Source organism: Acinetobacter sp. BHS4, assembly GCF_018454425.1.
In the GTDB taxonomy this organism is placed as follows: domain Bacteria; phylum Pseudomonadota; class Gammaproteobacteria; order Pseudomonadales; family Moraxellaceae; genus Acinetobacter; species Acinetobacter pittii.
Window position 1 is genome coordinate 2,191,456 of sequence record NZ_CP075323.1, and the last position, 26,306, is coordinate 2,217,761.

The following is a 26,306-nucleotide window of genomic DNA, read 5'->3' on the forward strand; positions in this document are numbered from 1 at the left end:
AAACCAATAAAAAATCGGACACCAAGGCCCGATTTTTATTAAATGATTTTCAATCTATTGTTTATTTTCTAAGTACATCACCAATGCTTGGGTCTTTATCAAAAACCGATTTAGCATATGGGCAAAGCGGAATTACTTTTACGTCTTTTTCACGAACAAAAGCCACCAAAGCATCAAGTAATTGGCGACCTACGCCTTGTCCCCGATAATTTTCATTTACATCTGTAGCGTCAATAATCAGCATGCCTTCGCCTGCCCATGTATAAGTCATTTCACCCGCAACGGTTTCACCATCAAGTAAGCTAAAGCTGCCGTGTTTTGCATCATCTTTTTGTTGAATATTCACAATGAATTCCTCGTATTATGGCTCAAATTTATTTAAAAATGACTTTATATATCTTTATCTATAAGAACAAATTTAAGTGTAAAAAAATAGACTATTTTTAGCAGTGAGTCTGTATGCTTTTTAAATACAATCGTCAATTAAATTAGTGAAACTCTTGTACCAGACTATTAATGTGCGCCACAGCAGCAGTTCGGTTTTCAACGCAAAGTTTTTCAAAAACATGCTCTAAATGCTTGTTCACCGTCCGTGGGCTCAGCTCCAAAATTTCTGCAATATCTTTATTGGTTTTGCCTAACAACAACCAGTGCATGACTTCGGCCTCACGTTGAGTCAACTGTGGGCAATATTTCAAAATATCAGCCATTTCCAAAGCCGACGTAGAAGTCTTAATCTGTATCAGATAATTTTTTGCCACACTTGGTTCAGTTTGCCACGGCGTAAGCAATAAAAGCTGTAATTGCTGAGATGGCGTTGAATAAGAACAGCTTGTTATTTTTTTGGGGTCTTTTTCTTGCTCTAAGTCTGAAAACCAAGCTTTTAAGCCTGCTTCAAAGCCCTCTAACTCAGGTAAATATTGATTCAGTAAATCACTGGCTTTTTGGGTTTTCCAAACAATTTTACCGTGAACATCTAGCGCAAGAATGGCTGTTTCCGTTGCATCAATCACCTGTTTTTGTTGCTGCAATAGTTTGGCATGTGCCAAATGTGTTTTTACCCTTGCTAATACTTCTTCAATATTCAGAGGTTTGGTTACATAGTCTACCCCACCGACCTGAAAACCACGCACAATATGTTCTGTCTCAGACAAACCTGTCATAAAAATGACGGGAATAAACTGCGTAATTGGACTCGCTTTAAGTTGTATACAACTTTCAAAACCGTCCATATGTGGCATATTGCCATCGAGTAAAATCATATCTGGTAAGCATCGGTGTGCTATTTCAATAGCACTTAACCCATCGGTTGTGACAAGTACGCGATAACCTGCCTGATCTAGACTTTCATGTAGCAAGCCTAAATTTTCTGGCACATCATCCACAATCAGAATAACAGCTTGCTCATTTGGTGAAGCTTGCTGAAAAGAAACATGTTGCGTACTCATTGCTTATCCTGAATTAATCGTTGCGCGTGTTTTAAATCAAACTTTTGAATCGCCTGTTCAAGCTGTTCCCATAACTCATCATGCTCCGGAAAATTTTGACGGCATTGCGTTAAAGTCTGTTGAATTCCTCGAATGTAACCCTGCCCAATTAAATCATTTAAATGCTGCAAGCTTTGCGGTAAATCGAGCAGATCATTATTTTCTGGTTGTGTAATTGATGTATGAACAGTGGCTTGCTCTTGCTTAAACACTTTTACATCCAATGCTTGAACTTCATTATTTTCAAGGTGTGCATCTGATTTGGAATCAATCCATGTCAAACCTAACTTATCTCCAATTTTACTGAGCAACAAATTCAGGTCGATTGGTTTTAACATAAAGTCTTCACTTAAGACCGCATCTTGTGGATTGACTTCACGCTCGCCTGCATTGGCCGAAATAATTAAGATCGGTACATTGGTAATATTATTCTGACGTAACAAACGCGCAGTTTCCCACCCGCCCATCAAAGGCATATTTAAATCCATCAAAATCAGGTTCGGCTGAAAAATAGGTACACGTCTTAAACAATCAATGCCCGACTCGGCTTCTTCAATCATAAATCCCAAAGGTTTTAGAAAATTAGCGACTAGGCCTCGGTCCACCGCTTCATTATCGACAACTAAAATTCGTTTTCGTTCGCCTTGATAACCAGTAATCTGGTTGGAATAAACATTAGAAATTGGATGAACCACTTCTTTTGAAGGTAAGTAAAACTTAATCTTAAATTGTGAACCCTGATTGAGCTGACTAGTCACAGATAGCTGTCCACCGAGTAAATCGACCAACAATTTTACAATGGGTAGGCCTAGCCCTGTTCCGGTAAATCCACCTTGCACTACATTGCTGCCCCGTTCAAACGGGTTAAAAATTCGTTCTAAATCTGCCTCGGCAATACCACAGCCCGTATCTCTAATTTCAAAATATGCTGTTTGAAATCTGTACTCGACTTTCAATGTAATTGTGCCGCTCGTTGTAAACTTTAAAGCATTGCCTAGTAAGTTAATAAGTATCTGTTCTAAGCGTTTTTTGTCGGTACGAACATAGTGCGGCAGGTTATCTCCAATTTCATAAACAAACTGCAAATTCTTCTGTTCAAACTGTGGCTGAAACATTTGAATAATCTGTTCTATAAAATTGGGGAAATGAACATCCACCACATTTAAAGAAATTTTGCCTGTTTCAATGCGTGCTAAATCTAGTAAACCATCAATCAGTGAAGTCAGATGTTGCCCACTACGGCTAATCACCCCGAGCGCCATTTTGCCTTGTTCTGAAAGCTGCTCTTGTTTTTGAAGCAATTGGCTATAGCCTAAAATACTATTTAGAGGCGTTCTTAGTTCGTGACTAATGCCAATGACATAACGGCTTTTTGCATCATTTGCCCGTTCTGCTGAAATTCTGGCATCTTGCAGGTCTTTTGAAGTGACTTCATGGGCAGCAATTTCATCAATCAATAATGCAGTTTGCTGATGCGTTTCGATTTCGGCATTGCGACGACTTTCATCGTTTAACACTAACCACCATGCAGCAACACTCATTAATAAAAATAAAATGGTGTAAATTTTGACAAACAGTGTAAATAACTGAGGAACGGCTGCGGCATTAATGGTTTCTAAATAGGTTTTTTCTTGGATATAAACCAGACTTAAACTCACTGCCAAAACAATAGACAGCCCTAAAGTCAATAATAAATACAAACTGACCCTGCTATTTAAACGGCTAGCCCAACGTTCTGGTAAATAGTGCCAGATGGCTTTTTTGAGCTGTACTGACCAACGTGCATCGGGTTTACATAAATCGTGACAGCGTGCTTCAAGTGAACAGCATAGAGAGCAAATCGTACCGTTATAGGCTGGGCAACCCGCCATATCAGCAAGCTCATAATCCCGTTCACACACGACACAGTTAGCAACCGAAGTCGCCTGAATTTTTTCAGGCTGGCGTGCAATGTAATATTTGGCTTTAGTTAGGTAAGCAATAATAGGAACGCATAACACCGCACTCCCCAAAGCAATGAAACTTGCTAAACCTTTCGCCATGAGACCGAAAAAGCCCAAATAGCTCAGCATCGATAACACTGAAGCGATGAGTAACGCGCCTACACCTACGGGATTGATGTCATATAAATAAGCACGGCGAAATTCAATTCCCTTTGGGCTTAAGCCTAAAGGCTTACAGATAATTAAATCGGCAACAACGGCGCCAATCCATGCCAAAGCGATATTGCTATATAGTCCCAAAATACGTTCAACCGCATGGCTAATGCCCATTTCCATCAAAACAATGGCAATAAAAACGTTAAAAAGAAGCCAAACAATTCGCCCCGGATGGCTATGAGTTAAGCGCGCAAAAAAGTTGGACCATGCCAATGAGCCAGCGTAGGCATTGGTCATATTAATTTTAATTTGCGCCAAGCAAACTAGCGCTAGAGTCAATATTAACGCTAGCTGAGGATTTGGAATAAATTGTTGATAGGCGACCCAATACAAATAAGTCGGATTATCTAGTTCAGAGACAGGAATAAACAACTGAAAAGCCAACACCATCAGCAGCATGCCCATCAAAACTTTTAGAAATCCAAAAATAATCCAAGATGGACCACCTAGAAAAACGGCAAAACGCCATGCGGTTCTGTTCTTTTCTTTTTGCGGTAAGAAGCGTAAATAGTCAGCTTGCTCACCAATTTGGATCACAAATGAAAAAATAAGAGTGCACGCCGCACCAAAGTAATACAGATTAAAATCAGTCGAGTTTGAAACCGCACCAACAAAATGCAAACTACTACTTAAAATTTGTGGTTGTTTCCAAAGTACAAAAAACCACGGTAATAACAGCAATAAGAGCCAGATTGGCTGTGTGATTGCCTGAACTTTATTAATAAAACCAATACCTTTGACCACTAAAGGCAAAATCACTAATGCCGAAATTAAGTAACCAATGACTTGTGGAATACCTAAAGCCAGCTCAAGTGCCATCGCCATAATTGCGGCTTCAAACGCAAGCAAAATAAAGGTAAAGCTGGCATAAATCAGAGATGTAATGGTTGAGCCAATGTAGCCGAAACCTGCACCACGAGTAAGCAAATCGACGTCTACATTATATTTTGCGGCGTAGTAACTAATCGGCCAACTGGTTAAAAATATAATGGTACATACGACTATTGCTGCCCATACTGCATTGCTAAAGCCATACTGCCAAAGCATAGTCGCCCCAATGGCTTCCATCGCCAAAAAGCTAACGGTCGAAATTGCGGTGTTGGTCACAGTCCAAGGTGACCATTTACGTACAGAGGTGGGTGCATAGCGGAGCGCATAATCTTCAATACTTTCATCTGCCACCCAAATATTATATTCACGGCGTGTTTTGATCACACGTTGTGGGGCTTGTTGGGGGCGTGAAGAATCTGGCATAACACTCATGTTTGGCTTGTGGCTGCATTAAACCCAGCAATCCTTATGCCAAAAGTCAATTATCATGGCGATTTTCTCGAATACGCACATATACGCAAAATAACGTATTTTCAATTTTTCCCAAAAATCACACACTCAAATCCATCAAAAAACAATGATCAATATTTGTGTTGATTGACCGAAAATGATTGGGAGATTGATGTTATGAGTGTATCTGAACATCCAAATCTGGACACTGTGCAAGGTACAGATTCACAAAAAGCAGTGAATGAAACCTTAGAAGATTATACTTTACGTTATGCTCCACACAGCTTTCGGCGCTGGAGTCCCAAAGTTGTCGCTATTACTGCACTTGGTGGTATTGCCTATCTTGCTGACTTTTCTATTGGCGCCAGTATTGGTATGTCTTACGGAACAACCAATGCTGTTTTCTCCATTTTATTTGCAGCGATTATTATCTTCTTAACAGGCATTCCTTTAGCCTACTACGCAGCGCGCTATAACATCGATCTTGACTTGATTACCCGCGGTGCAGGTTTCGGTTATATCGGTTCAGTCCTGACCAGTATCATTTTCGCCAGTTTTACCTTTATTTTCTTTGCCCTTGAAGGTTCAATCATGGCGCAAGGGTTATTGCTCGGTTTAGGTATTCCGCTTTGGGCAGGTTATCTCATCTCAACCGTTATGGTCATACCGCTGGTAATTTACGGCATGAAAGCCTTAAGTAAATTACAAGTCTGGACTACCCCGCTTTGGCTGGTTCTGATGATTGGTCCTGTGGCCTATCTGATTTATCAAGAACCTACCTTAGTCAGCCAGTTTGCAACTTTCACAGGTAACGAAGGTTTTGCAACTGTAGACATGGCTGCAATCATGTTGGGTGCTGGTATTTGTTTATCTCTCATCATGCAAATTGGTGAGCAAATTGATTATTTACGTTTCATGCCTGCAAAAACAAAAGAAAATAGCAAAGCATGGTGGACTGCGGTTATTTCAGCGGGTCCGGGTTGGGTGATTTTAGGGGCGATTAAACAAATTATTGGGGCATTTTTAGGGTTCTATTTACTCACTAAAATACCGGGCGTAAACAGCACTGAACCTGTTCAACAGTTTAATGCAGCGTTTCATGACATGCTTCCGGGCTGGGCAGCTTTAACACTTGCAGTGATTTTGGTGGTTATTTCTCAAATTAAAATTAATGTGACTAATGCTTACTCTGGTTCCCTTGCATGGACAAGTGCCTACACTCGTATTAGCAAACATTATCCTGGTCGTATTATCTTTGTGATGGTGAACTTAGCAATTGCGCTTGCTTTGATGGAAGGCAATATGTTTGCGGTACTAGGTAAAATCTTAGGGTTCTATTCAAACTTTGCGATTGCTTGGGTTGTAGTTGTCGCAACAGACATTTCAATCAACAAATATGTTTTAAAACTTTCACCTAAAGAGCCGGAATACCGCCGTGACATGTTATACAACGTAAACCCTGTCGGTATGGTTGCATTCCTTGTATCAGCAGGCCTATCAATTGCAGCATTCTTCGGCTTACTCGGTAGTTTCTTGGCGCCTTACTCACCGCTTATCGCACTTGTACTTGCCTTTGTATTAACACCAATCATGGGGTTATTAACCAAAGGAAAATACTACATCAAGTCACACGATGACGGTATTAAAGAACCACGTTACGATGCTGAAGGCACTCCTGTTGCTACCGTCTATCACTGCCGCGTATGTGAGCAAGGCTACGAGCGTCCAGATATTATGTTCTCTCATAAACATAACGGTACGATCTGCTCTTTGTGTAAAACTCTTGATGCTTAAAATTCTATACCAACTAAAAAAGAAGCTTTAAAGCTTCTTTTTTTATATCTGATGATCCTTAGCCAATCGGGAATAAACGTTCAGGTACTACATCTTTCATCACAATGGTTGAGATGAGTCGTTGCACACTTGGAATAGCTGATAATTTTTCATCATATAACCGCTGAAAAGCAGGTAAATCTTTAGCCACCACATGTAGTAAATAATCTGGCTCACCAAACAAACGCTGTGCCTGAATAATTTGCGGGATGTCTATCACGGCATTTTCAAACTTCTCGACTGCCTGTTTATCGCCCTCTTTAAGCGTGATAAAAACAATCGCTGAAAATTCAAATCCCACTAAGTTTGGGTCGAGTTCTGCCCGATAACCTTTGATAGCTCCTGACTCTTCTAAAGCCTTTACTCGTCTATGACAAGGTGAAATGCTCAAACCGACTTTTTCTGCCAACTCGGTGATAGATAATCGGCCATTTAATTGCAATTCAGCAAGAATCTTTTTATCTGTGCGATCCATTTAGAAAAATTTACCCCAAATGAGTGTGATATGAGCAAACATTTAAAAGCACATTCTAAATACATGAGCATATTATTTTCAACAAGCTCGAATAAATAGGGATTTTTTCTAAACCACGAGCGAAACCTTTGGAAAATAGTTTGCTGAGATAAGCATATGGCTTTTAACATTTTTATTGCATTTTGGAGTGTCTCCATTCTTTTTATTATTACGCCAGGGGCAGACTGGGCCTATGCCATTTCAGCAGGGATTAAAGGCAAAGTCGTCGTACCCGCCGTCGCAGGTATGCTATTTGGACACTTTATTACGATTTTATTGGTAGCGGCTGGTGTTGGTCTGCTTGTAGCAAATAATCCAACTGCTCTAATGATTCTTACTGTTGCGGGTTCTGCTTATTTGTTATGGATGGGTATAAATTTATTACTTACCCCTCCTACTCCGAACGAATCTGGTTCTGAAAAAGCTCAGTCATGGTTGAGCTGGGCAACCAAAGGCGTTTACGTGAGTGGATTAAACCCGAAAGTTTTTTTACTCTTTTTAGCCCTGCTTCCTCAGTTTATTGATACTACTGCTTCATGGTCAGTAACAACACAAATTCTTGCCTTTGGTGTTGTTCACATGATTAGCTGCGCGATAATTTACTTAATGGTGGGTTATGGTTCAGAGGCTATTTTAAAAACCAGACCACAAGCAGCACAGTTAGTTGGTCGTTTTTCAGGTGGTTTGATGATCATTATCGCAACGTGCTTATTGATTGGGCAAATTTAAAAGTCATTCAACAAAAGTTACTGGCCTCGATTTCAGGTCAGTAACTTAAATAATAAATATAAGAAAAAATTATCTCATTCGTTTGAGGTTATAAGTCACCACTCCCCAAATCACCAGTTCTTGCCCCTCTTCAATATAAATATTCTGATAATCAGGGTTCTCTGCTTTCAGCCAAACTTTAGGTGGATGAAATTGACTATCAATCATTAAGCGCTTCACAGTAAAATCATTGTCGATGAGTGCAATCACAATATCACCTGATTTAGCGGGAATGCTACGGTCCACAATAAGCGGATCATTAATATCAATTCCAGCATCTAACATGGATAAAGAGTTGGCTTTAACAATAAACGTGGCATTTTCATTTCTAATTAAATATTCATTTAAATCGAGTGCTTGCTCAATATCATCTTGCGCAGGTGAAGGAAAACCTGCCGCAACACGTTCAGTTGCCAGAGGAATGTGGTAAATTTTATCGTTATTTGGGTGAACCTGTTGGACATTAAGTTTTGAGTTAAAGTCGGTCAAGTTATTGGTTTTGACATTATTCAGTAACCAATTTTTGATAAATTTAACTTGAGACTCGGGAACACGAATGACTTTGGTGGGTTCATTGAACTGTGCTTTACGTCCGGCATTTTCTCGTGCACCGCCATGCTCGAACTCTTTTTTCTTTGGCATATTGCCTCCATTCCACTGTTCAAATCCTACACAAACAATGTAACTTGAAAAAGTTACATTTTCAAGTTGACGAAATATTTTTTTTGCATAACAATAAATCTCATGATCAGATTTTAATCCATTTTGCTTTTAACAGGGATGTTTTAACCAAAATGGCAATTTGAAGAAAATCAAAACCTATTTCGGAATAGTCGTTATCGCTGACTGTTTTTTGATTTTTATCAAATGAGATTCTGAACACTTAACATTCTGGTTAAATTCAGTTTTTTGGTATGGAGACATGCGAAATGAAAAATCAACGTGATGCGGTTTTAGGTTATGCAAATGAGCAACATGCTTACTATATCCGCCTAATTGAAAATGATGCGGTTTTAGGTGAAAGCTACGGATTATTTTGTGAAAATCCAGATAGCGAAGCAGCCGAAAGTATTATGACGACACTTTTTTTGAAAAAATCTTTTTGGTTAAACGGTTCTGAATACCTTGATATTGTAAAAGGCCTACAACCTCTCCCTCAGTAAATACAGTAAGTAAGCTAAAAACAAAGGAGGCAAAAGCCTCCTTTGTTTTTAAAACATTCTGCTTAAGACGTAAAACGTCCGTAGGCATCACGTTTTTGATTACGAGAGTTTTGACCACGGCCATCATAATCATCGTCGTCATCACGGCTGCGACCTCGGCCTCGTCCGCCTGAACGGCCACGATCGTCATCATCGTCGTCATCACGGCTGCGACCACGACCTCGTCCGCCTGAGCGGCCACCGCGATCGTCATCATCATCGTCATCACGGCTGCGGCCACGGCCTCGTCCGCCTGAACGGCCTCCGCGATCATCATCATCGTCGTCATCACGACTGCGACCACGACCTCGTCCACCTGAGCGACCACCGCGATCATCATCATCGTCGTCATCACGGCTGCGGCCACGGCCTCGTCCGCCTGAACGGCCTCCGCGATCGTCATCATCATCGTCATCACGGCTGCGGCCACGGCCTCGTCCGCCTGAACGGCCTCCGCGATCGTCATCATCATCGTCATCACGGCTGCGACCACGACCTCGACCACCTGAGCGACCACCGCGATCGTCATCATCATCGTCATCGCGACTGCGGCCACGACCTCGTCCACCTGAGCGGCCACGATCGTCATCCTCATCGTCATCGCGGCTACGACCTCGGCCTCGTCCGCCTGAACGGCCGCGATCGTCATCTTCATCGTCGTCATCATAACGGCTGCGACCACGACCTCGGCCACCTGAACGGCCACCGCGATCATCGTCATCATCATCGTCACGGCTGCGACCACGACCTCGTCCGCCTGAACGGCCACCGCGATCGTCGTCATCATCATCATCACGGCTGCGACCACGACCTCGTCCGCTTGAACGGCCACCGCGATCATCGTCATCATCGTCGTCATCACGGCTGCGACCTCGGCCTCGTCCGCTTGAACGGCCACCGCGATCATCGTCATCATCGTCGTCGTAACGGCTTCGACCTCGACCGCCTGAGCGGCCACCGCGATCGTCATCATTGTCGTCATCATCACGACCGCGGCCACGACCATTACGGCCATCATTTTTATGGCTTAATGCACCCGCTTCACGCGCTTCTTCAGACGTAAATTCATGAGCGTTACCACTTGCATGGGCTGCTCGGCCAGCTTCACGAGCTTCTTCAGAGGTAAACTCATGTGCATTACCACTCGCGTGAGCAGCTCGCCCACCTTTGCTGGCTATTTCTCGTACTCTTTCAGGATCCATACTTGCAAATCCACGATTTGAAGTACCTGTTCTATTGTTATCATCATCTTCATATCTAGTATTAGCCATAGTTATATCTTCCTATATTTAATTATAGTCACTACCGCTTTTAGTTAACGGATTTAATAACAATAGAATATCTATAATATTTTCCCACCCAAGTGATGTATCAATCCTTTTAAATGTATATCAATCAAAAAATGAAATTTCTTATAAACACATTATTTTTAAAATATTTTAAAAATTTTAATTATTAATAATTTTACTCTTTAAATATTGGATATACTCATTATTACCTAAGGGCACACTACAATATATTTTTACAAACACAGTTAAAATAATTTAACTGATAACAAAAAATTTCAAAACGTACAAAACAGTAAACTAACACAACACCAGATCTATTGAGAAAATAACAAGCAAACAATTTTTTTAATTAAAAAACAATAACATATATCATTACATTTTCAGAATTAATTTACTTGAGAGATTAATATGAATATTTAAAACTAATTTTAATAAGATGGTTTGAGTAACTTAACTATGCAATTAAAAAATCAACAGTCAGCTCTGCAATATATCCATATTTCTATCCCTGAAATTTTACTAGGACATATTAAGTCCAAAAACTCATGGCAGGACTATGACAAAGAATGGAGCTATAGATTAGACCCACCTCATGCAAGTCATCCCTTCCAAAGAGACTTATATATTATTAAGTCAGAAAATATAGAACATGAAGATATAAAACTGTTGCTAGATAATATAGCTATTAAAAATAATAAAAATTCAGAAAATATAGATGGAGCAAAAGAAATTATTAAAAAAATATTAGATTTATCTAATAATATACCGATAGAAAACTGGTTAGAGGATACAGGAAATAGATCTATTATTGAAAGTATGATTGATAAAAACAAAATCAAGGTAATCGATATTATTTAATCCTTAAATATAAAAATATTTTTTTACATCCTTATAAATAAAATAACAAAGACAACTTATTAAAAAATTCATTTTACTCACATTTACGCGGTAACAGCTCACTATATGAAAATTAGATATTACAACCGAGGTATTTAAAAATGGAAAACTCAACAAACCAGTATCCAACATCTGCCCCCGCACAAGTTCAATCTCATCAACCAGGCGATCAGGAAAAAATGCACCCTGAACCTGAGATTATAAAAAGTACCCATAAAGGTAGCGATAAGCTAAAAGGTAAAGTTGCGGTTATTAGTGGTGGCGATAGCGGTATCGGGCGTTCTGTCGCAGTATTGTTTGCCCGTGAAGGTGCCGATATTGCAATCCTTTATCTTGAAGAAGATCAAGATGCTGAAATCACTAAACAACTCGTTGAAAGAGAAGGACAGCATTGTCTTTTATTAAAAGGTGATATTTCTGATCCAGATGTGGCAAAACTTGATATTGATAAAGTTCTACAACATTACGGTAAAATTAATATTTTAGTGAATAACGCTGGTGTGCAATATCAACAAAAAGAAATTGAAAGCATTAGTAATGAGCAATTAGAAAAAACTTTTAAAACTAATATTTTCCCAATGTTTTATCTTACTAAAGAAGCCATTCCTTATATGGAAGAAGGCGACAGTATTATTAATACAACCAGTATTACCAGCTATCAAGGCCATGATGAGCTCATTGATTATGCAAGTACCAAAGGTGCGATTACTACTTTTACGCGTAGCTTATCGAACAATTTAATGAAACAGAAAAAAGGAATTCGGGTAAATGGTGTTGCGCCAGGACCCATCTGGACACCATTAATTCCAAGCAGTTTCGATGCAGAAACCGTTAAGGAGTTTGGTAAAGATACCCCAATGGGAAGAATGGGACAACCAAGTGAAGTTGCACCTGCTTATCTTTTCCTTGCCTCAGATGATGCAAGTTACATTACAGGTCAAGTCATTCATGTAAATGGTGGTCAAATCGTAAATGGTTAATCCCTAAGATATAAAAAAGCCCTGAAAGTTAAAACTTTCAGGGCTTTTTTGTTTGTTAAGCCGGTATCTGAGCAGCTATTTGTTCTCTTGACCAAACACGATGAGCCATAATCAGATTTTTGAAATTTTCAGCAATCGGCTGGAATTCATCTCCAACTAGAGTGCCTTCATCGGGAACTAAACCTAGCGGTTCAAGCAAATCAGATTTATTACCTAAAAACGCAATTGGTTTTAAATGCTTGTAAGCTTCGAGTACATAGTGGCGCGCTACGCCATCTTGCAGCACGACATTTAAGTTATCGCCATCAGGAATGATTACCGCATCGTAAGCAATTGAAGGTTCAGCCATTTGCATACCATCAGCCGTAATAATACTGTCTTGATGATCTTTTACAGGAGCTAAGCTTGGCGCTAATAAATGAAGAGTCACCCCTTCTTTAATTGCCCAGTTTTTCATCGCTTCTAATGCATCAGATTTCACTAAATTATGAATAAGTACTGCAACTTTTCGACCTTGAATATCTTGGGGCGGGAAAGCCAAGAAAGATAATTTAGCCGATTTTTCAACTGCAGTTTTTTTATAATCTAGCGTCAAATCAGGCACTTCAATTCCTAAATTAGCGCCTACTTGTCGTGCTAAGTCAAGATCAATATTTGCTAAAATTTGTTGAACTTGACGCTCACGAATGTGTTTTCGTTGCACTTTACTTAATTCAAAAGTATAGGCATCGACCACATGCTTTTGCTCATGAGGGGCAAGGCTCTTGTAGTAAAGGCGCGGTTGAGAAAAATGATCAGAAAAAGTTTCGCTTCTTTGACGAAGTTTATGTCCGCTAATCTGTTCAGGATAGCTTTCAAAACCGCCGTTTGAAGCAGCAGGTGGGGTTTCGGCTGGCCAATCATTATCAATTGAGTTTGGTTGATATGAAGCCTGCCCTTTATGAATCGTATGCTGGTGAATACCATCACGTTGATTATTGTGGAATGGGCACACAGGTTTATTGATCGGAATTTGATGGAAGTTCGGTCCACCCAAACGACTTAACTGTGTATCGGTATATGAAAATAGTCGTGCTTGTAGAAGCGGGTCATTTGTAAAGTCAATTCCTGGCACAATATGTCCCGGACAGAAAGCCACCTGCTCTGTTTCTGCAAAGAAATTATCTACATTTCTGTTTAAAACAAATCGTCCAATTGGTGTCACTGGAACCAACTCTTCAGGAATAATTTTTGTCGGGTCCAATAAGTCGAAGTCAAAGTTCATCTCGTCTTTTTCTTCAACAATTTGTACACCGAGTTCCCATTCAGGATAAACCCCATTTTCAATGGCTTCATAAAGATCGCGACGGTGGAAATCTGGATCTTTACCAGCAAGCTTTTGAGCTTCATCCCAAACTAACGCACTTAAACCTTGTTTAGGGGTCCAGTGGAATTTCACAAAATGTGATTTTCCTTCGGCATTAATGAGACGGAATGTATGAACCCCAAACCCTTGGATTGAGCGTAAATTACGTGGAATTGCACGGTCTGACATTGCCCAAATCACCGCGTGTGCTGACTCAGGTACTAAAGACACAAAATCCCAAAAAGTATCGTGTGCAGATGCTCCTGTTGGCATTTCTGTATCTGGTTCAGGTTTTACAGCATGAACGAAGTCTGGAAACTTAATGCCATCTTGCACAAAAAACACAGGCGCATTGTTACCGACTAAATCAAAATTACCCTCTTGGGTATAAAATTTAATGGCAAAACCACGAATATCACGGACCGTATCAGCAGAACCACGTGGTCCCTGCACTGTTGAGAAGCGTACAAAAATTGGAGTTTGAATGGTTGGGTCAGTCAAAAAACCAGCTTTTGTTAAGCGCTCATTTCCTTCATAAGCCTGAAAGTAACCATGAGCACCCACGCCACGCGCATGCACAATACGCTCAGGAATACGTTCATGGTCAAAATGAGTAATCTTTTCTCGTAAAATAAAATCTTCTAATAGTGTCGAACCGCGAATACCTGCTCTTAAACTATTCTGGTTATCAGCAATTTTAACCCCTTGATTTGTGGTTAATGCTTCATTGGTTGCATCATCTCTGACTGAGTCTAATTGTTCAGTTTTTTGGGTAGTATTGGCTTTATTTGCAGCGTCAGCACCAGCCATTTCACTTGTTTTATTTGTTGATTTAACATTATCAGTCATGTTCATTACCTATGTTTTAAAGTTAAACGTGGGGTGAATTAAAAACTTCAAGAGTTAGTTTTGTTAAAGGAACTTAAATATGGAAAAAGGAGCTCGACATATTTACGTGTGCTCCAAAGCCCAATGCTTTTATGGTGTGAATCTGGGGCCAAAAACGGAGTCAGCTTGCATATTTTTATGGCAAGATCAGGTGTCTGACGTATACGCTCTTGGAGTGCATCGAGTTCGCCATCAGAAATATAGCTAAACAGATAATCTTGAATACGCTGGCTATTCTTTAGTTCTCTGCTGTAGGCCAAGTAGTTAGAAGAATGATCACTTCCAGCAATCCAGTCATGAATAATTTGTCGTTCTACAGGGTTAAATACCCCAAACATTTTTCCATTTTCTTCATTAATCATTCGCCAGAATACGCTCTGTTCAGGATCGGTATTCAATTTAATCCACTTGTGATCAATGAGATGTGTAACTAAGCCTTTAACGTCTTCTGGATTTGATAACCATTGGTTAATGGTTTTGCATCCAAACTGTCTGGTTTCGTTATGTATTAGCTGACCCACGAGCGCTTTTCTTTTTAAAATTTTGAGGACTAAATCTTCAAGATTTAAATTTTTAATAATTTTTGAAGAAGAAACACCATGGTTATTAAGAGCAAAACCACGTTTTAATTTATTAAAGAAAGCTTCTTTATCTCTGTATTTATCGTAAATATTTTCTATAACTTTAATTGCTTTATCTGCATGTCCGTTATCAATGTTGTCGATAGTAATGTGCAAATTAAAATATTTAGAATCAATACCCAGTTCTGCAAGCTCATAATTACTAATGAGTAAATGCAGTGGCAGTTGCTCATAACCTAAATTGAAACCGACAATTTCGGGAATAAACTCAGGTGGAGCATAACCAAGCGCCAGCTGAATCACGGCATTATGATAGTATTCATCCTCTAAAAGCAGATCAAAGCTATCGAGTCCTAGACTACGCAGCAAGTCTTCATAGATACAGACGTGATTTGCTTTCGGCTCACCGAGTCCAAGCTCTTCTAGATAGGTAATAATAAGGTCATGAAAAACCGGATCGTTCCAGTAGTGAACTGAACTATATAACCATGCACCATCTACCTTTTTAGTTGGAGAGACCTTAATTAAAAATTCAAATGCCTGACCGACATTCTGGAAATACTCTCTCTCACCCCCACTTTGTCTACGGTTTAAATAGGCCTGAAATAACTCACAATTTTGTTTATTGTCATTTACACACCATTCTTTAACCGTATTTATAGTTGCAGGAAAATCTATTTCATTTTCATTTATTTTATCTATTTCTTTAACAAGGAAATCTCGTGCTTTCTTCTCTTTTTCAAAACTAGAAATATCAGGATCAAGGAAAAAAACGAATAATTCGTAATAGTTCTGTTGATTATCTTGTAATAGGTCTAATAATCTTTTTTTCACTACAACAGGCATTTCTATTCTCCTTTAGTGAGATATAAATTACCATACTTTAACCAAACTATAATCCCAGCGTATCTTTGTTATATTACGTTATTAAGAAATCTCATATATTTTTAAATCATTAAAATTCAATGACATAAAAAATAACACAAACTTACATTCTCAACTTTAGAATAATTTAACTATCTGTTTTTATAAAAAATATATAAATAACAAACTAAATTTACATTTGATTTACTTTTAAAATTATAAAGGCTAAAAACTTAACAAAAAGAAATTAAAAATAATTTTATAAATAAATTAAAACAGTTTTAGGGAGAAAACAAATGTTTAACTCATGTTGCAAATTACTAGCACAGGAAAAAATTAAAATCGCTTTTTTTGAAAGTGCTTCGGCGGGTTATCTCGCTTACCGTTTTTCTTTAAGCCCCTATTCTGGTGACATTCTTATTGGAAGCTTAGTTAGCTACGACTTACGTGTAAAAGAAAATACTCTTCACATTTCACCTGAACTCATTGAAAAATATACACCTGAGTCGATGCAAGTCACTGTAGAAATGATCAAAAAAGGTAAAGAACTTTTACATGCTGACCTTTATATCGCTTGTACTGGGTTATTAAAAAAAGGAGGCTCTGAAACTCAAGAAAAACCTGTAGGCACCTTTTTTATTCTATTTATTATAAAGATAATTTTTATAATTTTAGACGTATATTTAAAGGACCTCCTAGCCTTAAGCTTATACAATTACTCTATTACATTACACAAGATATTAAATGCATAATATCAGATAATAAAAAATAGAATTCTTTTATAAAAGATAACAAATACACATTTAGAAATGATCATAGTTTTTATTTAACCTCTATGTACCCAAATGTAATTTTAACTATATTCATATTAATTATGTTTAATCATTAAAATTACATTTTATAGAAATCAAGGTTTTATTTAATTTTTTAAATTTACATTTAAATATAGGGTAACACCCCAACGCTACACATTAAAAATTTTCATGTTTTAATGAACCTATCTGAAGCTCTCAGATAAAACACACATCATAAATGATATGAGGTAATTAAAGATGAGCACTACTAATAATCAAAGCAATCAACGCAATAATCAGCAGCAACAACAACAGCAAAACGACAACCGTAACAACCAGCAGCAGCAAGGCAACCAACAGCAAAACGATCAACAGCAACAAAACTATCAGCAACAACAGCAAAATGACAACCGCCGCCAACAACAAGGCTCTAATCAAAAAGATTCAGGCCAACAAAACTCAAATAACAATAATCAGCAACGCTAATCCGTTGTTGAATTAAATGTCATTTGATGCGGTCATTCATTTTATTTAGGAAGGTGCCCTCACCTTCCTAAATTTAACATAAGCATAAAATTAAATAAGAGAAGAGGAAAAACTGATGACAGATCAAAATACAGACCATGCTCAACTTGTAGCTGGCGACCATAATTATTCTGACTCTCGCTGGCGAGAAAGTTATCTTACTCGACCTTATTATCAAGAAGCTCAATTAACTACGCCAGATCTGGATTATGATCGTGATTTTTCTGCAGCTTATGAACTAGGTCATCGTGCCCGTTCAGAATCTAAAGAAGGAACTCAGTTTGAAGAGATGGAAGGTAGCTTGCAACAAAAATGGGAAGAGCTCAAAGCTGAATCCCGATTAAAATGGGAACATGCAAAACAAGCCATTAAAGATGCATGGGATGACATGTAACATCCTTAATTGGTCCAAAGCATATAGCTTATTTCCTATTGGCCCTGGGAAATAAGCTTTTTTATTATTTGAAGTATTTATATTAGAAAAACGGCGGCATATTAAAATTATTACTAAGATATTGATTGGCTTGGTTCGGATCATCAAAAATTTCTTTTTTAAATTGTACATCCGGCGTTGTAGATAGAGTATGTGTTGGTTTGATCGTAACTTCTACTACATATCTGTTTTGTTCTTGCTTAGCTTTCACACCATAAATTTCAGAGTCATTAATGCAAGTTCCATCAGTAAAATATACAAACATACCGCCACCTTATCTCTTAATTAAAGTTACTGGTTTTTCCCATTTATTTAACGTAAAAGCCTAACAATAAACTTGAGCCGTACATAAACAAAATATCAATTTTGGTTTTTCTTAAAATATTCAATAATTTCTTCCCCGTTATTCACGGGAGTTTCTTTAGCAGGATATGTTTCTTCATAAGCATATGCAGGTAATGCAACTTTATCGCGAATTGGCGGTAACTTTTCTTGGCCACCTGTAGTAATACGCTCAATAAAACCTGCAAGCCACAATACAAATTCTTGTGTGTTTTTACTCTTCGGAATAATACTTAAATCTAATTTAATTTTAGATTCCTGAAGAGGCTTAATCAGCAATTCAGCAAAATCAATATAATTGTATAAAAGTTTAAGTTTTGTCCCCTTAATCTCATGTCTAAGCTCAATCATTAAATTGTTAAGATCTTCCATAGGATCATCTACAAACCCTTTTTTTCCTTAACATTTTGATAGATTTTCTCAGCTATTTTTAAGTACTGGGGCATATCCTTACCTTTAAAAATTGTTTTCACTAAAATGAATTTTGGATGAATATAAGTAATTTATTGTGTTTATTTTATTAATTTTTTGAAACTATAATTTACTGAGGAAACAATTCAATAACAACAAATTAATATAAAGGCTATAACACACTAATTTATTGATTAATTTTATATTTTTATATAATTGCTTTTTTTATTATGTTACATATTTTATAGAAAATAACGATAAGAAAACCCACATAAATGTGAGTTTTCTTAAGCGAAATAATTATGAGTTTTTTTCCATTTGTTGAGTAGTTGCTGGGTCATTCGAACCATGTGTTCCATCATCATCTGTTGAATTTCGATCTTGGCAGGCACTCATACCCATTGCGATTGCAACTACCATACTCACTGCACAAAAAATTCTTAACATTGAGGTCACCCTTATAAATCTTAAGATGTAGGCTTATGAATAACATTATCTTATGTTGGCCTACCGCTATGGTTCTCTTAAGTTTTGTAGGTTGTGCAAGCTTTTGTAAAAATCTAAATAATATAAATGTTAAAAAATTACTTTTCTTGCAATTGATATTTTAATTAAAATTTGGCAACGGCTATTTATTTAATTACATGATATTCATAAAATCAAAATTTCCCGCTCTTTTTTGACTTATGTTGAAATAAGTCATTACTTGCAAACACTATATAAATAAACAATTAATAAATATTTGATATATAAACATTAAAAATTATTTTTTAACCTCTATTGAACCATTATTCAATATTTTCAATTCTAAATAACTCATTATTTTATTAATGAAAATTTAAAAATATTAATATTTGTTTATATAAACCAATCTTTTATTTTTGCAATTGACCCGCTTTAAGGCTCAGCTTATGATGCTCCGGCTGACCTATTTTGTCAGTCGGTTTTAGCAGACCGTCTACCTAAGCGCACTAAAAACAAGTTTTTTGGTGTGTAGCCCCTCGTGCCTTTGACGGAGGAACGGGAGTGGGACACCTTCGGGTGTGCTGGTTTCTTAGGTATCAGTCTGCTAACCCTCTTTCGTTTCACCACCATAATTAATAGCAGTGATTGGGCGCAACTTCTTTTCATCAAGGAGTCTCTAATGACTATTATTTTATATCGTGTTTTTTCTTCTACTCTTCATCACGTTATCGACTTAACTGAAAATATTTTTAAGAAAATATCCTACAGTTTTATGTTTCTGCTTTCCTATCTTTTCAGAGTAAATATTTCCATATTTAACTCTCGATAAAGACTAGAAAATTTCTATAAACATGACTTAACGATAACAACAACCAATGAAGAGCAATAATGATGTTTTTTTTATATCGTATTGTTTTAATCTGCACCCTATTAATAAGTTCTATAAGTTTATTAGGTTGCAGGTCTATCAGTAAAAATGAATTTAATACACATTGTGTTTGGGCAGGTCGTGCACTTTCACAATGCAACTGTATTTATAACTCTTTAGAAAAACATTATTCACCGCAGTTTGTAGAGAACTTACCCAAAGTAAGCTTACAAAATATTAATGCGAATATGCACTTTGTGGAAACTATGAATGAAACTATGCACCAATGTCAGTTAAGCGCAAGAAAAGACTCCATTAACTAACTTTTGTATGCTCTACCAAGAAATCTAAAAAAGCCCTTACTCGCTTAGGGACATATTTATCATGTCCTATCCAAACAGCATGAAATTCTTCTGAAGCCTTGATATTCCAGTCTTCAAGGATTTTGACCAACTGTTTTTGTTCTAAAGCTTTTTTGACTTGGAACTGGTTAAGCTGTGCAATACCAGCACCTGCAAGCGCTAACTGTAAGATGGCTTCTCCATGATTTACTCTTAAAACCTTAGTGGGAGCAAGTGTGATTTCTTGATCGTCTTTTTTAAAAAGCCACGTTTTATTTTGACGTTGGTAACTTACGTCTAAAAGCTGATGTTCGTATAACTCTTCTGGATGCTGCGGATAACCATTCTTTTCAATATAGGTAGGTGAACATACATAATGTTTCTGAGTGCTTCCGAGTGAGCGAGCAACCAAATTTGAGCTTTTCAAAGGTCCCGTGCGAATTGCGATATCAATTCTTTGCTCAACTAAATTAATGACTTCATCACTCAAATGAGCCTCTAATTCAATTTGTGGATAGCACTCGTTAAATAGAGAAATACAAGGTAATAAAAAGTGTGTCCAATATGAAAGACTGGTATGAATTCTAATTCGCCCTTGCGGCATGTGATTTACAGTAACAGATTGTTCTAGTTCATCTAAGTTATTGAGTATGTGACTACCTTGCTCATAAAACTGACATCCTTCACTGGTGAGTTGGAACTGACGTGTTGAGCGATTAAGCAACCTAACGCCAAGTCTTTTTTCCAACCGAGAAATTAACTTACTCACCGCAGACGGCGTCATGTCGCAAGCTCTTGCGACTGCTGAAAAGCTTCCTAACTCGACCACTCGAATAAAAATTGCTAACTCACCAGACCGATTAATATCAAAATATGACATAACAAAATCTATTTATGAATTTCATTCACAAATCTTATTCCGCTTATGTTGCTATAACAAGCCAGTAATTTGTTTCAAGATAACTTTAATTTCTTTTAAAGAGTTTACGAGATGAAACTTTATCAACCCACCCTATTCTCTCTTGTTTTATTTACGAGCTTTGCACAAGCAGAAGTACAAAAGAGCCAGTGGGTTACCACTTGGGCAGCTAGTCCACAAAAAGTCTGGAATAAAGATTTCTTTTTCCCGACCAATATTCCAGATCAAATATCGAATCAGACCATTAAGCAAATCAGTCAAATTAGTTTAGGTGGTGAAGCGGTTAGGCTCGTTTTTACCAATCAATATGGGGATCAACCGCTTTATATTGATAAAACTACTGTGGGGTTAGTCAAAGGACAAAGTCTTAAATCAAAGAGTGCTTATCCAGTTTATTTCTCTGGAAAGCTTAAAGCACAAATTTTACCAGGCAAACAACTGATCAGTGATCCAATCCCGCTCCCTGTTCCAGATCATGCACAGTTAATGGTAAATACCTTTATTCAAAAGCCCACTACATTTAAAACTTTTCATTGGGATGCTAAACAAACCAGTTGGCTCATTACGGGCAACCAGGCTGCGAACTTAAATACGCCTAGCAGTGCCAAAACCACAACTGCACGATTATTATTATCGGCTGTAGAAGTAAAACCAAAGCGTAAAGCCCATGTTGTTGCTGTCATTGGAGACTCAATTACCGATGGAGCAACTGCAACTTTAGATGCAAATACTCGATGGACCGACTTTTTAGCTAAGCGCTTATCACCACATCAAGTCGCAGTAATTAATAGTGGAATTTCAGGAAATCGACTACTCACAGACGGTATGGGTGACAATGCTTTAGATCGTTTGAAAAAAGAAATATTTCAATATTCAGGTGTGAAAACATTAATTGTTCTGGTGGGTATTAATGATATTTCATGGCCCGGTACTGCTTTTGCACCTAAACAACAAATACCGACTTTTGAAGCACTCACCCAAGGTTATAAACGTGTTGTAGATGAAGCACATCGCCAAGGTATTCAAGTGATTGGAGCAACCTTATTACCATTTTCGGGAGCTTTACCCAATACTCCTCTTGATAACTACTATCAACCGAATAAAGATGAATTACGCCAGCGCATTAATCATTGGATCAGAACCAGCCATACATTTGACGGTGTACTTGATCTTGAGCAAGGCTTAAAAGACACTAAACATCCCGATCGATTAAATCCAATTTATGATTCGGGTGATCATTTACATCCGAATGACCGTGGTAATCAACAAATGGCAAATCTGGTTGATATAAACCAGTTACTCAATAATTAATGTCTAGATACAGGTAGGAATTTGCTCCCCTACCTGTATCAATATGGATTAATTACCCTCTAACTCGACATTAAGTTTTGGTGTAATAGGCTGTTTTTCAGTTGCATATCGTCTTAAAACCATGACGGCGAAAAGCGCTAAAATTGCAGGAATTGCGATCATCACAAAATTCATCTTATGTGGTAACTCTAAACCCAATAACAGGCCCGTTAAGATAGGTCCAACAATAGCTCCAATTCGACCTACACCAGAGGCACAGCCAATCCCAGTAGAACGCACACTTAGTGGATAATATTGTGCAACATAACTATAAAGAAGAATTGAAGTACCAATTGTTGCTGCTCCTGCAACAGTCACTAAACCATATAAAACATAGGCTGGTGAGTTAAAACCTAAACCGACTAAAGCGACAACACCTGCCAGTAGCATTCCCATAATTACAGGTTTTAAATGGAATTTATCAGACAAAATACCGCCACCGATTGAACCGATCATTGCCCCCACATTTAAGGCAAGCAAGAATAAAATACTCTTTCCAAGCGAATAGCCTGCTGCTAGCATGAGTTTTGGTAACCAGCTACTTAAGGCATACACCATGAGTAAGCACATAAAGAATACAAGCCAAAACATGAGTGTATTGAAAGCACGGCCTTGCTGAAATAATCCCTTTACAGAACTACCTGTGGGTACATTATCCTCATTAAGCACTAAGTAAGTATTAATCGTTAGGTTTTGTTCAGGTGAAATCTTTTGAATAATGCGCTGTGCTTGCTCAGTCTTACCCGTCTTAACTAAAAAGGTTAAAGACTCAGGTAAAAACTTCCAAATGACAGGTAATAAAAATAGTGGAATACCGGCAATTAAAAACATAATTTGCCATCCTTGACTTTCAACCAAATAACTACCAATTAATGCTGAAAGAATCCCGCCAATTGCATAACCACTGAACATACTCCCCACCAGCGTACTTCTTATACGTTTAGGCGCATATTCGGAGGTAAGTGCAACTAAATTTGGCATAACCCCACCAATGCCTAATCCCGCCAAGAACCGAAGTACCCCAAACTCAAGTGGGCTTGATGCAAAAGCACCTAAAAAGGTGAAACCACTAAAAAAAGTCACACAGATTAAAATTACCTTTTTACGGCCTATTTTATCTGCCAATGTTCCAAAGAACATCGCCCCAAACATCATTCCGCATAGTGCCGTACTTGCTAACATCCCCGCCTGTACAGCTGTTAACGACCACTCTTGCATTAGCAAAGGCAATACAACGCCATAAATCACCAGATCGTAACCATCAAAAATAATAATTAATAAACACCAAAGTAAAATACTCCAGTGAAAAGGGGTAAATCTGGCCTGATCAATAACTTCATTTACATTTAATTTAGATGTTGTCATTTACTCACCTCCTTTGTGAGATAAATTCATATTCAATTTTTTAAAACGACATACTGCACCCTAAAGAAAAAACAAATTATTCAAGGTTTTATTGAATAAATTAAAAGTCATAACTCGCCATCATATTGAAGCGGTTATCAATCCCGTTACGTCCATCAAAAGTTTCTCGTTCGCCATACACATATTCGACGCCCAAGGTAATTGGTTTGTATGGGTTATACAGTGCATTCACCCAGCTTTGCCAAAGCTCTTTGTTTTGAGTGGTGCTATTACGTTGTAATTCAGCAAAACGGTTATCATCTTTGGCTTTCATATAGCCGTAGCCTAAAGTCGAGCGAATTTGCGGTGTAAATTGATGAGTAATACCGAAAGAAACGGTATCAAATTCATTGCTATGCATATTGTTTTGATCATCTATTGCATAGCCGCTGTTACTCCATAGCAGGAAACGCCCATCTCCTTTGACATGGTAATAATCGGCTTTGAGTAATGTATCAGGTGTAATTTGGTATTTACCGCCGAAGCCTACGCCCCAAGCGACTTCCTCATCATGATTAGTTCTTTTTTCAGCAACAAAACTACGTCCCGATAACATCGATCCATTAGTAAATTTATGATTTAAGCGCCCTACCAAGGCTGGTAAACGCATTTTATTATCTGGATCTGAGGTCGCAGTATATTTCGGATCTTCAACCGATATTGCAAAGCTTGTATTTGCCGTTAAGTTATCGCTATAGCGAACTAGCGGTGATCTTAATAATGCACTGCCTACAAATGTTCCCGCATCAATCGTTTCCGGATAATATTCAGGTGCGATAAATGTTGACCACGTTTGACCGATAAGCCATTTATCAAACGTTAAATAAGCATGGCGTATTCGAAACTGATCACGAGTGGCTGCCCCAAAGAAGTCCATTTCTAACTTTCCGCCCACATCACCCACAGCAGTTGGGGTTTTAAAATTCAACCCGAAACGTGTCACATTAACCGTACTGTGCAACTGGTCTTTTTGTGCAGATTCTTCTGGCGTGTTCTCAAGTGGAACACCGCTAATATTGTTATACATCGTAGATGCCCCTTTCATTTGATAAGAAGCATCTGCCCGTATATAACCATATAAGTTAAATTCTGCACCAGACTTGGTTAAACCTTGCTGTATTGGTGGTACGGGTACGGCTTGAGGAGTCGCTGAATTTGCTAGTTCCACTCGTCCTTGCGATAAAGATTCTTGCGCCTGCATATTGGCTTGTAACATAGCCCGAAGTTCTTTTACTTCTTGGCGAAGTTGTGCTATTTCAGGATCTGTTTGACCTGCAAAAGCAGAAGACACAAACAGGGTCACAGAAACAGCCAATAGGCTTTTTGGAACCGTTTTATTTAAAACTTTCATCATGAAATTTTCCTTTTGATCTTTAATTCGACTTAAAGATCTCGACATCCTTTTTGTTATGTACCTATCTAAAATAGGTGCTTAAAATTTGCTTTTCTTTCACAAGAAAGACCTTCAATCATATTTTTTAGACAAAACCTCCCTAAAGCGGCCTGAAAACCACTTTTAATTTGTTTTTAAGTAAAGCTAAATCTTCTAATTTTTTTCAGTTTTTATATTCTCTTCCTCATTGAGAATATGTAGGTTTTATATCCGTATTAACGCTTTCCGAAATCTATTATTTTTTTTGCAATAAACCCTTGATACGTCAAAATTTGTGTATAAGGCTGCACACTTTCAAAACCAGTTTTTTCTAAAAGTTTTATATACTCTTCAGTGGTTAGGCTAAAAAAGTCTTGCGCCATACGCTCTAACATTTTTTGACATTGTTCTTCTGTTAAGCCTTGTGCTAAACATAAATAATGTAAAGCTTGAAGATGCTGTGGATTTACACACGTCATTAAATCGTAGGTCAGCAAAACAGCATTTTCTTTTAAACGATCATAAATATCTTTAAAGAAAACAGGTTTTATATCATCTGCAATAAAATGAGCCACAAGAATAGAAAGTGCAGCATCAAAGCAATTCTCAAGAGGTAAAGCTGACGTTTCACCGTGAACAAAGGTGACTTGAGAAGATTTATCTAAAAGTTCAACCTGTTCCTGAGCTTTTTGCAGCATAGTCAAAGATGGATCAACTGCTGTAAATTTCCAGTTTGGATGACGTTTAAGTAAATATTCGAGTTCATACCCCGTGCCACAACCCACAATTAAAATATGAGCATTTGGTGATAACACTGATTGCAAAATGGCATCCACCTGTTGATGGATCACCTCATAACCCGGAATTAATTTACGAATATGTTCGTCATATCCTTCGACTACCTTTGGGCTATTAAAGTCTTTTGCCATTTTGCTTATCCTCTATTTAAGCTGCCTTTCAACTTATAGTTTGCTGCACTTTGACCAAACTTTTA

23 protein-coding genes and 2 pseudogenes are annotated in these 26,306 nt (G+C 37.8%); 10 read left to right on the forward strand and 15 right to left on the reverse strand.

What is annotated here, in order from left to right; all coding sequences use genetic code 11:
* Window positions 1–61: 61 nt before the first annotated feature.
* The 3 genes from KIP84_RS10490 to KIP84_RS10500 all read right to left on the reverse strand — a co-directional run bounded on the left by KIP84_RS10490 (window position 62) and on the right by KIP84_RS10500 (window position 4,909).
* Window positions 62–346 carry a GNAT family N-acetyltransferase gene (locus KIP84_RS10490; RefSeq protein WP_005069864.1) on the reverse strand — a complete coding sequence of 95 codons (285 nt, stop codon included), beginning with the start codon at window positions 344–346 and terminating at the stop codon, window positions 62–64.
* A gap of 142 nt (window positions 347–488) precedes the next feature.
* Entirely contained in the window at window positions 489–1,448 is a 960-nt protein-coding gene (locus KIP84_RS10495) for a response regulator transcription factor (RefSeq protein WP_151827832.1), read from the reverse strand.
* Window positions 1,445–4,909, reverse strand: coding sequence for an ATP-binding protein (locus tag KIP84_RS10500; RefSeq protein WP_213688422.1), 3,465 nt, complete (start codon window positions 4,907–4,909; stop codon window positions 1,445–1,447). Before KIP84_RS10500 ends, KIP84_RS10495 begins: the two co-directional genes overlap by 4 nt.
* Before the next feature lie 195 nt (window positions 4,910–5,104).
* Here KIP84_RS10500 and KIP84_RS10505 point away from each other — a divergent pair, with 195 nt between their 5' ends.
* The gene (locus KIP84_RS10505; RefSeq protein ID WP_213688423.1) at window positions 5,105–6,721 is read left to right on the forward strand and encodes an allantoin permease; all 1,617 of its coding nucleotides are present in this window, start codon (window positions 5,105–5,107) and stop codon (window positions 6,719–6,721) included.
* A 58-nt stretch (window positions 6,722–6,779) separates the two neighbouring features.
* Here KIP84_RS10505 and KIP84_RS10510 read toward each other — a convergent pair whose 3' ends face one another.
* Window positions 6,780–7,235 (reverse strand): Lrp/AsnC family transcriptional regulator, encoded by a 456-nt coding sequence (locus KIP84_RS10510; protein WP_000376211.1) that lies wholly within the window; start codon window positions 7,233–7,235, stop codon window positions 6,780–6,782.
* A gap of 156 nt (window positions 7,236–7,391) precedes the next feature.
* On the opposite strand from KIP84_RS10510, the gene KIP84_RS10515 reads away from it, so the two are divergent.
* The gene (locus KIP84_RS10515) at window positions 7,392–8,003 is read left to right on the forward strand and encodes a LysE family translocator (RefSeq protein WP_086355143.1); all 612 of its coding nucleotides are present in this window, start codon (window positions 7,392–7,394) and stop codon (window positions 8,001–8,003) included.
* 69 nt (window positions 8,004–8,072) lie between these two features.
* Here KIP84_RS10515 and umuD read toward each other — a convergent pair whose 3' ends face one another.
* Entirely contained in the window at window positions 8,073–8,684 is a 612-nt protein-coding gene (umuD, locus tag KIP84_RS10520) for a translesion error-prone DNA polymerase V autoproteolytic subunit (RefSeq protein WP_213688424.1), read from the reverse strand.
* Between the two features lie 287 nt (window positions 8,685–8,971).
* Between umuD and KIP84_RS10525 the strand changes: the two genes are divergently transcribed.
* A complete protein-coding gene (locus KIP84_RS10525) occupies window positions 8,972–9,205 on the forward strand; it encodes a hypothetical protein (protein WP_002114518.1) in 234 nt (77 codons plus the stop codon).
* A 62-nt stretch (window positions 9,206–9,267) separates the two neighbouring features.
* On the opposite strand, the gene KIP84_RS18930 is transcribed toward KIP84_RS10525, so the two are convergent.
* Window positions 9,268–10,515, reverse strand: a complete 1,248-nt coding sequence (locus KIP84_RS18930; RefSeq protein ID WP_213688425.1) for a KGG domain-containing protein — start codon at window positions 10,513–10,515, stop codon at window positions 9,268–9,270.
* A gap of 474 nt (window positions 10,516–10,989) precedes the next feature.
* Here KIP84_RS18930 and KIP84_RS10535 point away from each other — a divergent pair, with 474 nt between their 5' ends.
* Window positions 10,990–11,391 carry a DUF6367 family protein gene (locus KIP84_RS10535; RefSeq protein WP_213688426.1) on the forward strand — a complete coding sequence of 134 codons (402 nt, stop codon included), beginning with the start codon at window positions 10,990–10,992 and terminating at the stop codon, window positions 11,389–11,391.
* 140 nt (window positions 11,392–11,531) lie between these two features.
* A complete protein-coding gene (locus KIP84_RS10540; RefSeq protein ID WP_202744254.1) occupies window positions 11,532–12,410 on the forward strand; it encodes an SDR family oxidoreductase in 879 nt (292 codons plus the stop codon).
* Window positions 12,411–12,465: 55 nt separating this feature from the next.
* Here the strand turns inward: KIP84_RS10540 and katE are convergent, their stop codons facing one another.
* Together katE and KIP84_RS10550 are read right to left on the reverse strand one after the other, a co-directional pair.
* Window positions 12,466–14,610: a catalase HPII gene (katE, locus tag KIP84_RS10545; protein ID WP_213688427.1), complete on the reverse strand. Its 2,145-nt coding sequence runs from the start codon at window positions 14,608–14,610 to the stop codon at window positions 12,466–12,468.
* A 41-nt stretch (window positions 14,611–14,651) separates the two neighbouring features.
* The gene (locus KIP84_RS10550) at window positions 14,652–16,070 is read right to left on the reverse strand and encodes an iron-containing redox enzyme family protein (RefSeq protein WP_005076561.1); all 1,419 of its coding nucleotides are present in this window, start codon (window positions 16,068–16,070) and stop codon (window positions 14,652–14,654) included.
* A gap of 314 nt (window positions 16,071–16,384) precedes the next feature.
* Between KIP84_RS10550 and KIP84_RS10555 the strand changes: the two are divergent.
* From KIP84_RS10555 to surA1, 3 genes and pseudogenes are all read left to right on the forward strand, one after another.
* A pseudogene (locus KIP84_RS10555) lies at window positions 16,385–16,860 on the forward strand (CinA family protein).
* Window positions 16,861–17,140: 280 nt separating this feature from the next.
* Complete coding sequence (locus KIP84_RS10560) at window positions 17,141–17,368, forward strand: hypothetical protein (RefSeq protein ID WP_213688428.1); 228 nt, start codon at window positions 17,141–17,143, stop codon at window positions 17,366–17,368.
* Window positions 17,369–17,483: 115 nt separating this feature from the next.
* Window positions 17,484–17,801, forward strand: a complete 318-nt coding sequence (gene surA1 / locus KIP84_RS10565) for a surface antigen protein 1 (protein ID WP_002114287.1) — start codon at window positions 17,484–17,486, stop codon at window positions 17,799–17,801.
* Between the two features lie 82 nt (window positions 17,802–17,883).
* On the opposite strand, the gene KIP84_RS10570 is transcribed toward surA1, so the two are convergent.
* The 3 genes and pseudogenes from KIP84_RS10570 to KIP84_RS10580 form a co-directional block, all read right to left on the reverse strand.
* A complete protein-coding gene (locus KIP84_RS10570; protein ID WP_063098611.1) occupies window positions 17,884–18,105 on the reverse strand; it encodes a hypothetical protein in 222 nt (73 codons plus the stop codon).
* A 95-nt stretch (window positions 18,106–18,200) separates the two neighbouring features.
* Window positions 18,201–18,628: pseudogene (locus KIP84_RS10575) on the reverse strand (hypothetical protein).
* A 265-nt stretch (window positions 18,629–18,893) separates the two neighbouring features.
* A complete protein-coding gene (locus KIP84_RS10580; RefSeq protein ID WP_005069891.1) occupies window positions 18,894–19,040 on the reverse strand; it encodes a hypothetical protein in 147 nt (48 codons plus the stop codon).
* A gap of 906 nt (window positions 19,041–19,946) precedes the next feature.
* On the opposite strand from KIP84_RS10580, the gene KIP84_RS18825 reads away from it, so the two are divergent.
* On the forward strand, window positions 19,947–20,249 hold the full coding sequence (locus tag KIP84_RS18825; protein ID WP_016806122.1) for a hypothetical protein: 303 nt from the start codon (window positions 19,947–19,949) through the stop codon (window positions 20,247–20,249).
* On the opposite strand, the gene KIP84_RS10585 is transcribed toward KIP84_RS18825, so the two are convergent.
* Window positions 20,242–21,147 (reverse strand): LysR family transcriptional regulator, encoded by a 906-nt coding sequence (locus tag KIP84_RS10585; protein ID WP_213688429.1) that lies wholly within the window; start codon window positions 21,145–21,147, stop codon window positions 20,242–20,244. The genes KIP84_RS18825 and KIP84_RS10585 overlap by 8 nt on opposite strands.
* Before the next feature lie 111 nt (window positions 21,148–21,258).
* On the opposite strand from KIP84_RS10585, the gene KIP84_RS10590 reads away from it, so the two are divergent.
* Window positions 21,259–22,497 carry an SGNH/GDSL hydrolase family protein gene (locus KIP84_RS10590; RefSeq protein ID WP_213688430.1) on the forward strand — a complete coding sequence of 413 codons (1,239 nt, stop codon included), beginning with the start codon at window positions 21,259–21,261 and terminating at the stop codon, window positions 22,495–22,497.
* A gap of 48 nt (window positions 22,498–22,545) precedes the next feature.
* On the opposite strand, the gene KIP84_RS10595 is transcribed toward KIP84_RS10590, so the two are convergent.
* From KIP84_RS10595 to KIP84_RS10605, 3 genes are all read right to left on the reverse strand, one after another.
* Window positions 22,546–23,901, reverse strand: a complete 1,356-nt coding sequence (locus tag KIP84_RS10595; protein WP_213688431.1) for an MFS transporter — start codon at window positions 23,899–23,901, stop codon at window positions 22,546–22,548.
* A 100-nt stretch (window positions 23,902–24,001) separates the two neighbouring features.
* The gene (locus tag KIP84_RS10600; protein ID WP_213689838.1) at window positions 24,002–25,291 is read right to left on the reverse strand and encodes a DcaP family trimeric outer membrane transporter; all 1,290 of its coding nucleotides are present in this window, start codon (window positions 25,289–25,291) and stop codon (window positions 24,002–24,004) included.
* A gap of 257 nt (window positions 25,292–25,548) precedes the next feature.
* On the reverse strand, window positions 25,549–26,241 hold the full coding sequence (locus tag KIP84_RS10605) for a class I SAM-dependent methyltransferase (RefSeq protein ID WP_213688432.1): 693 nt from the start codon (window positions 26,239–26,241) through the stop codon (window positions 25,549–25,551).
* Window positions 26,242–26,306: the final 65 nt, after the last annotated feature.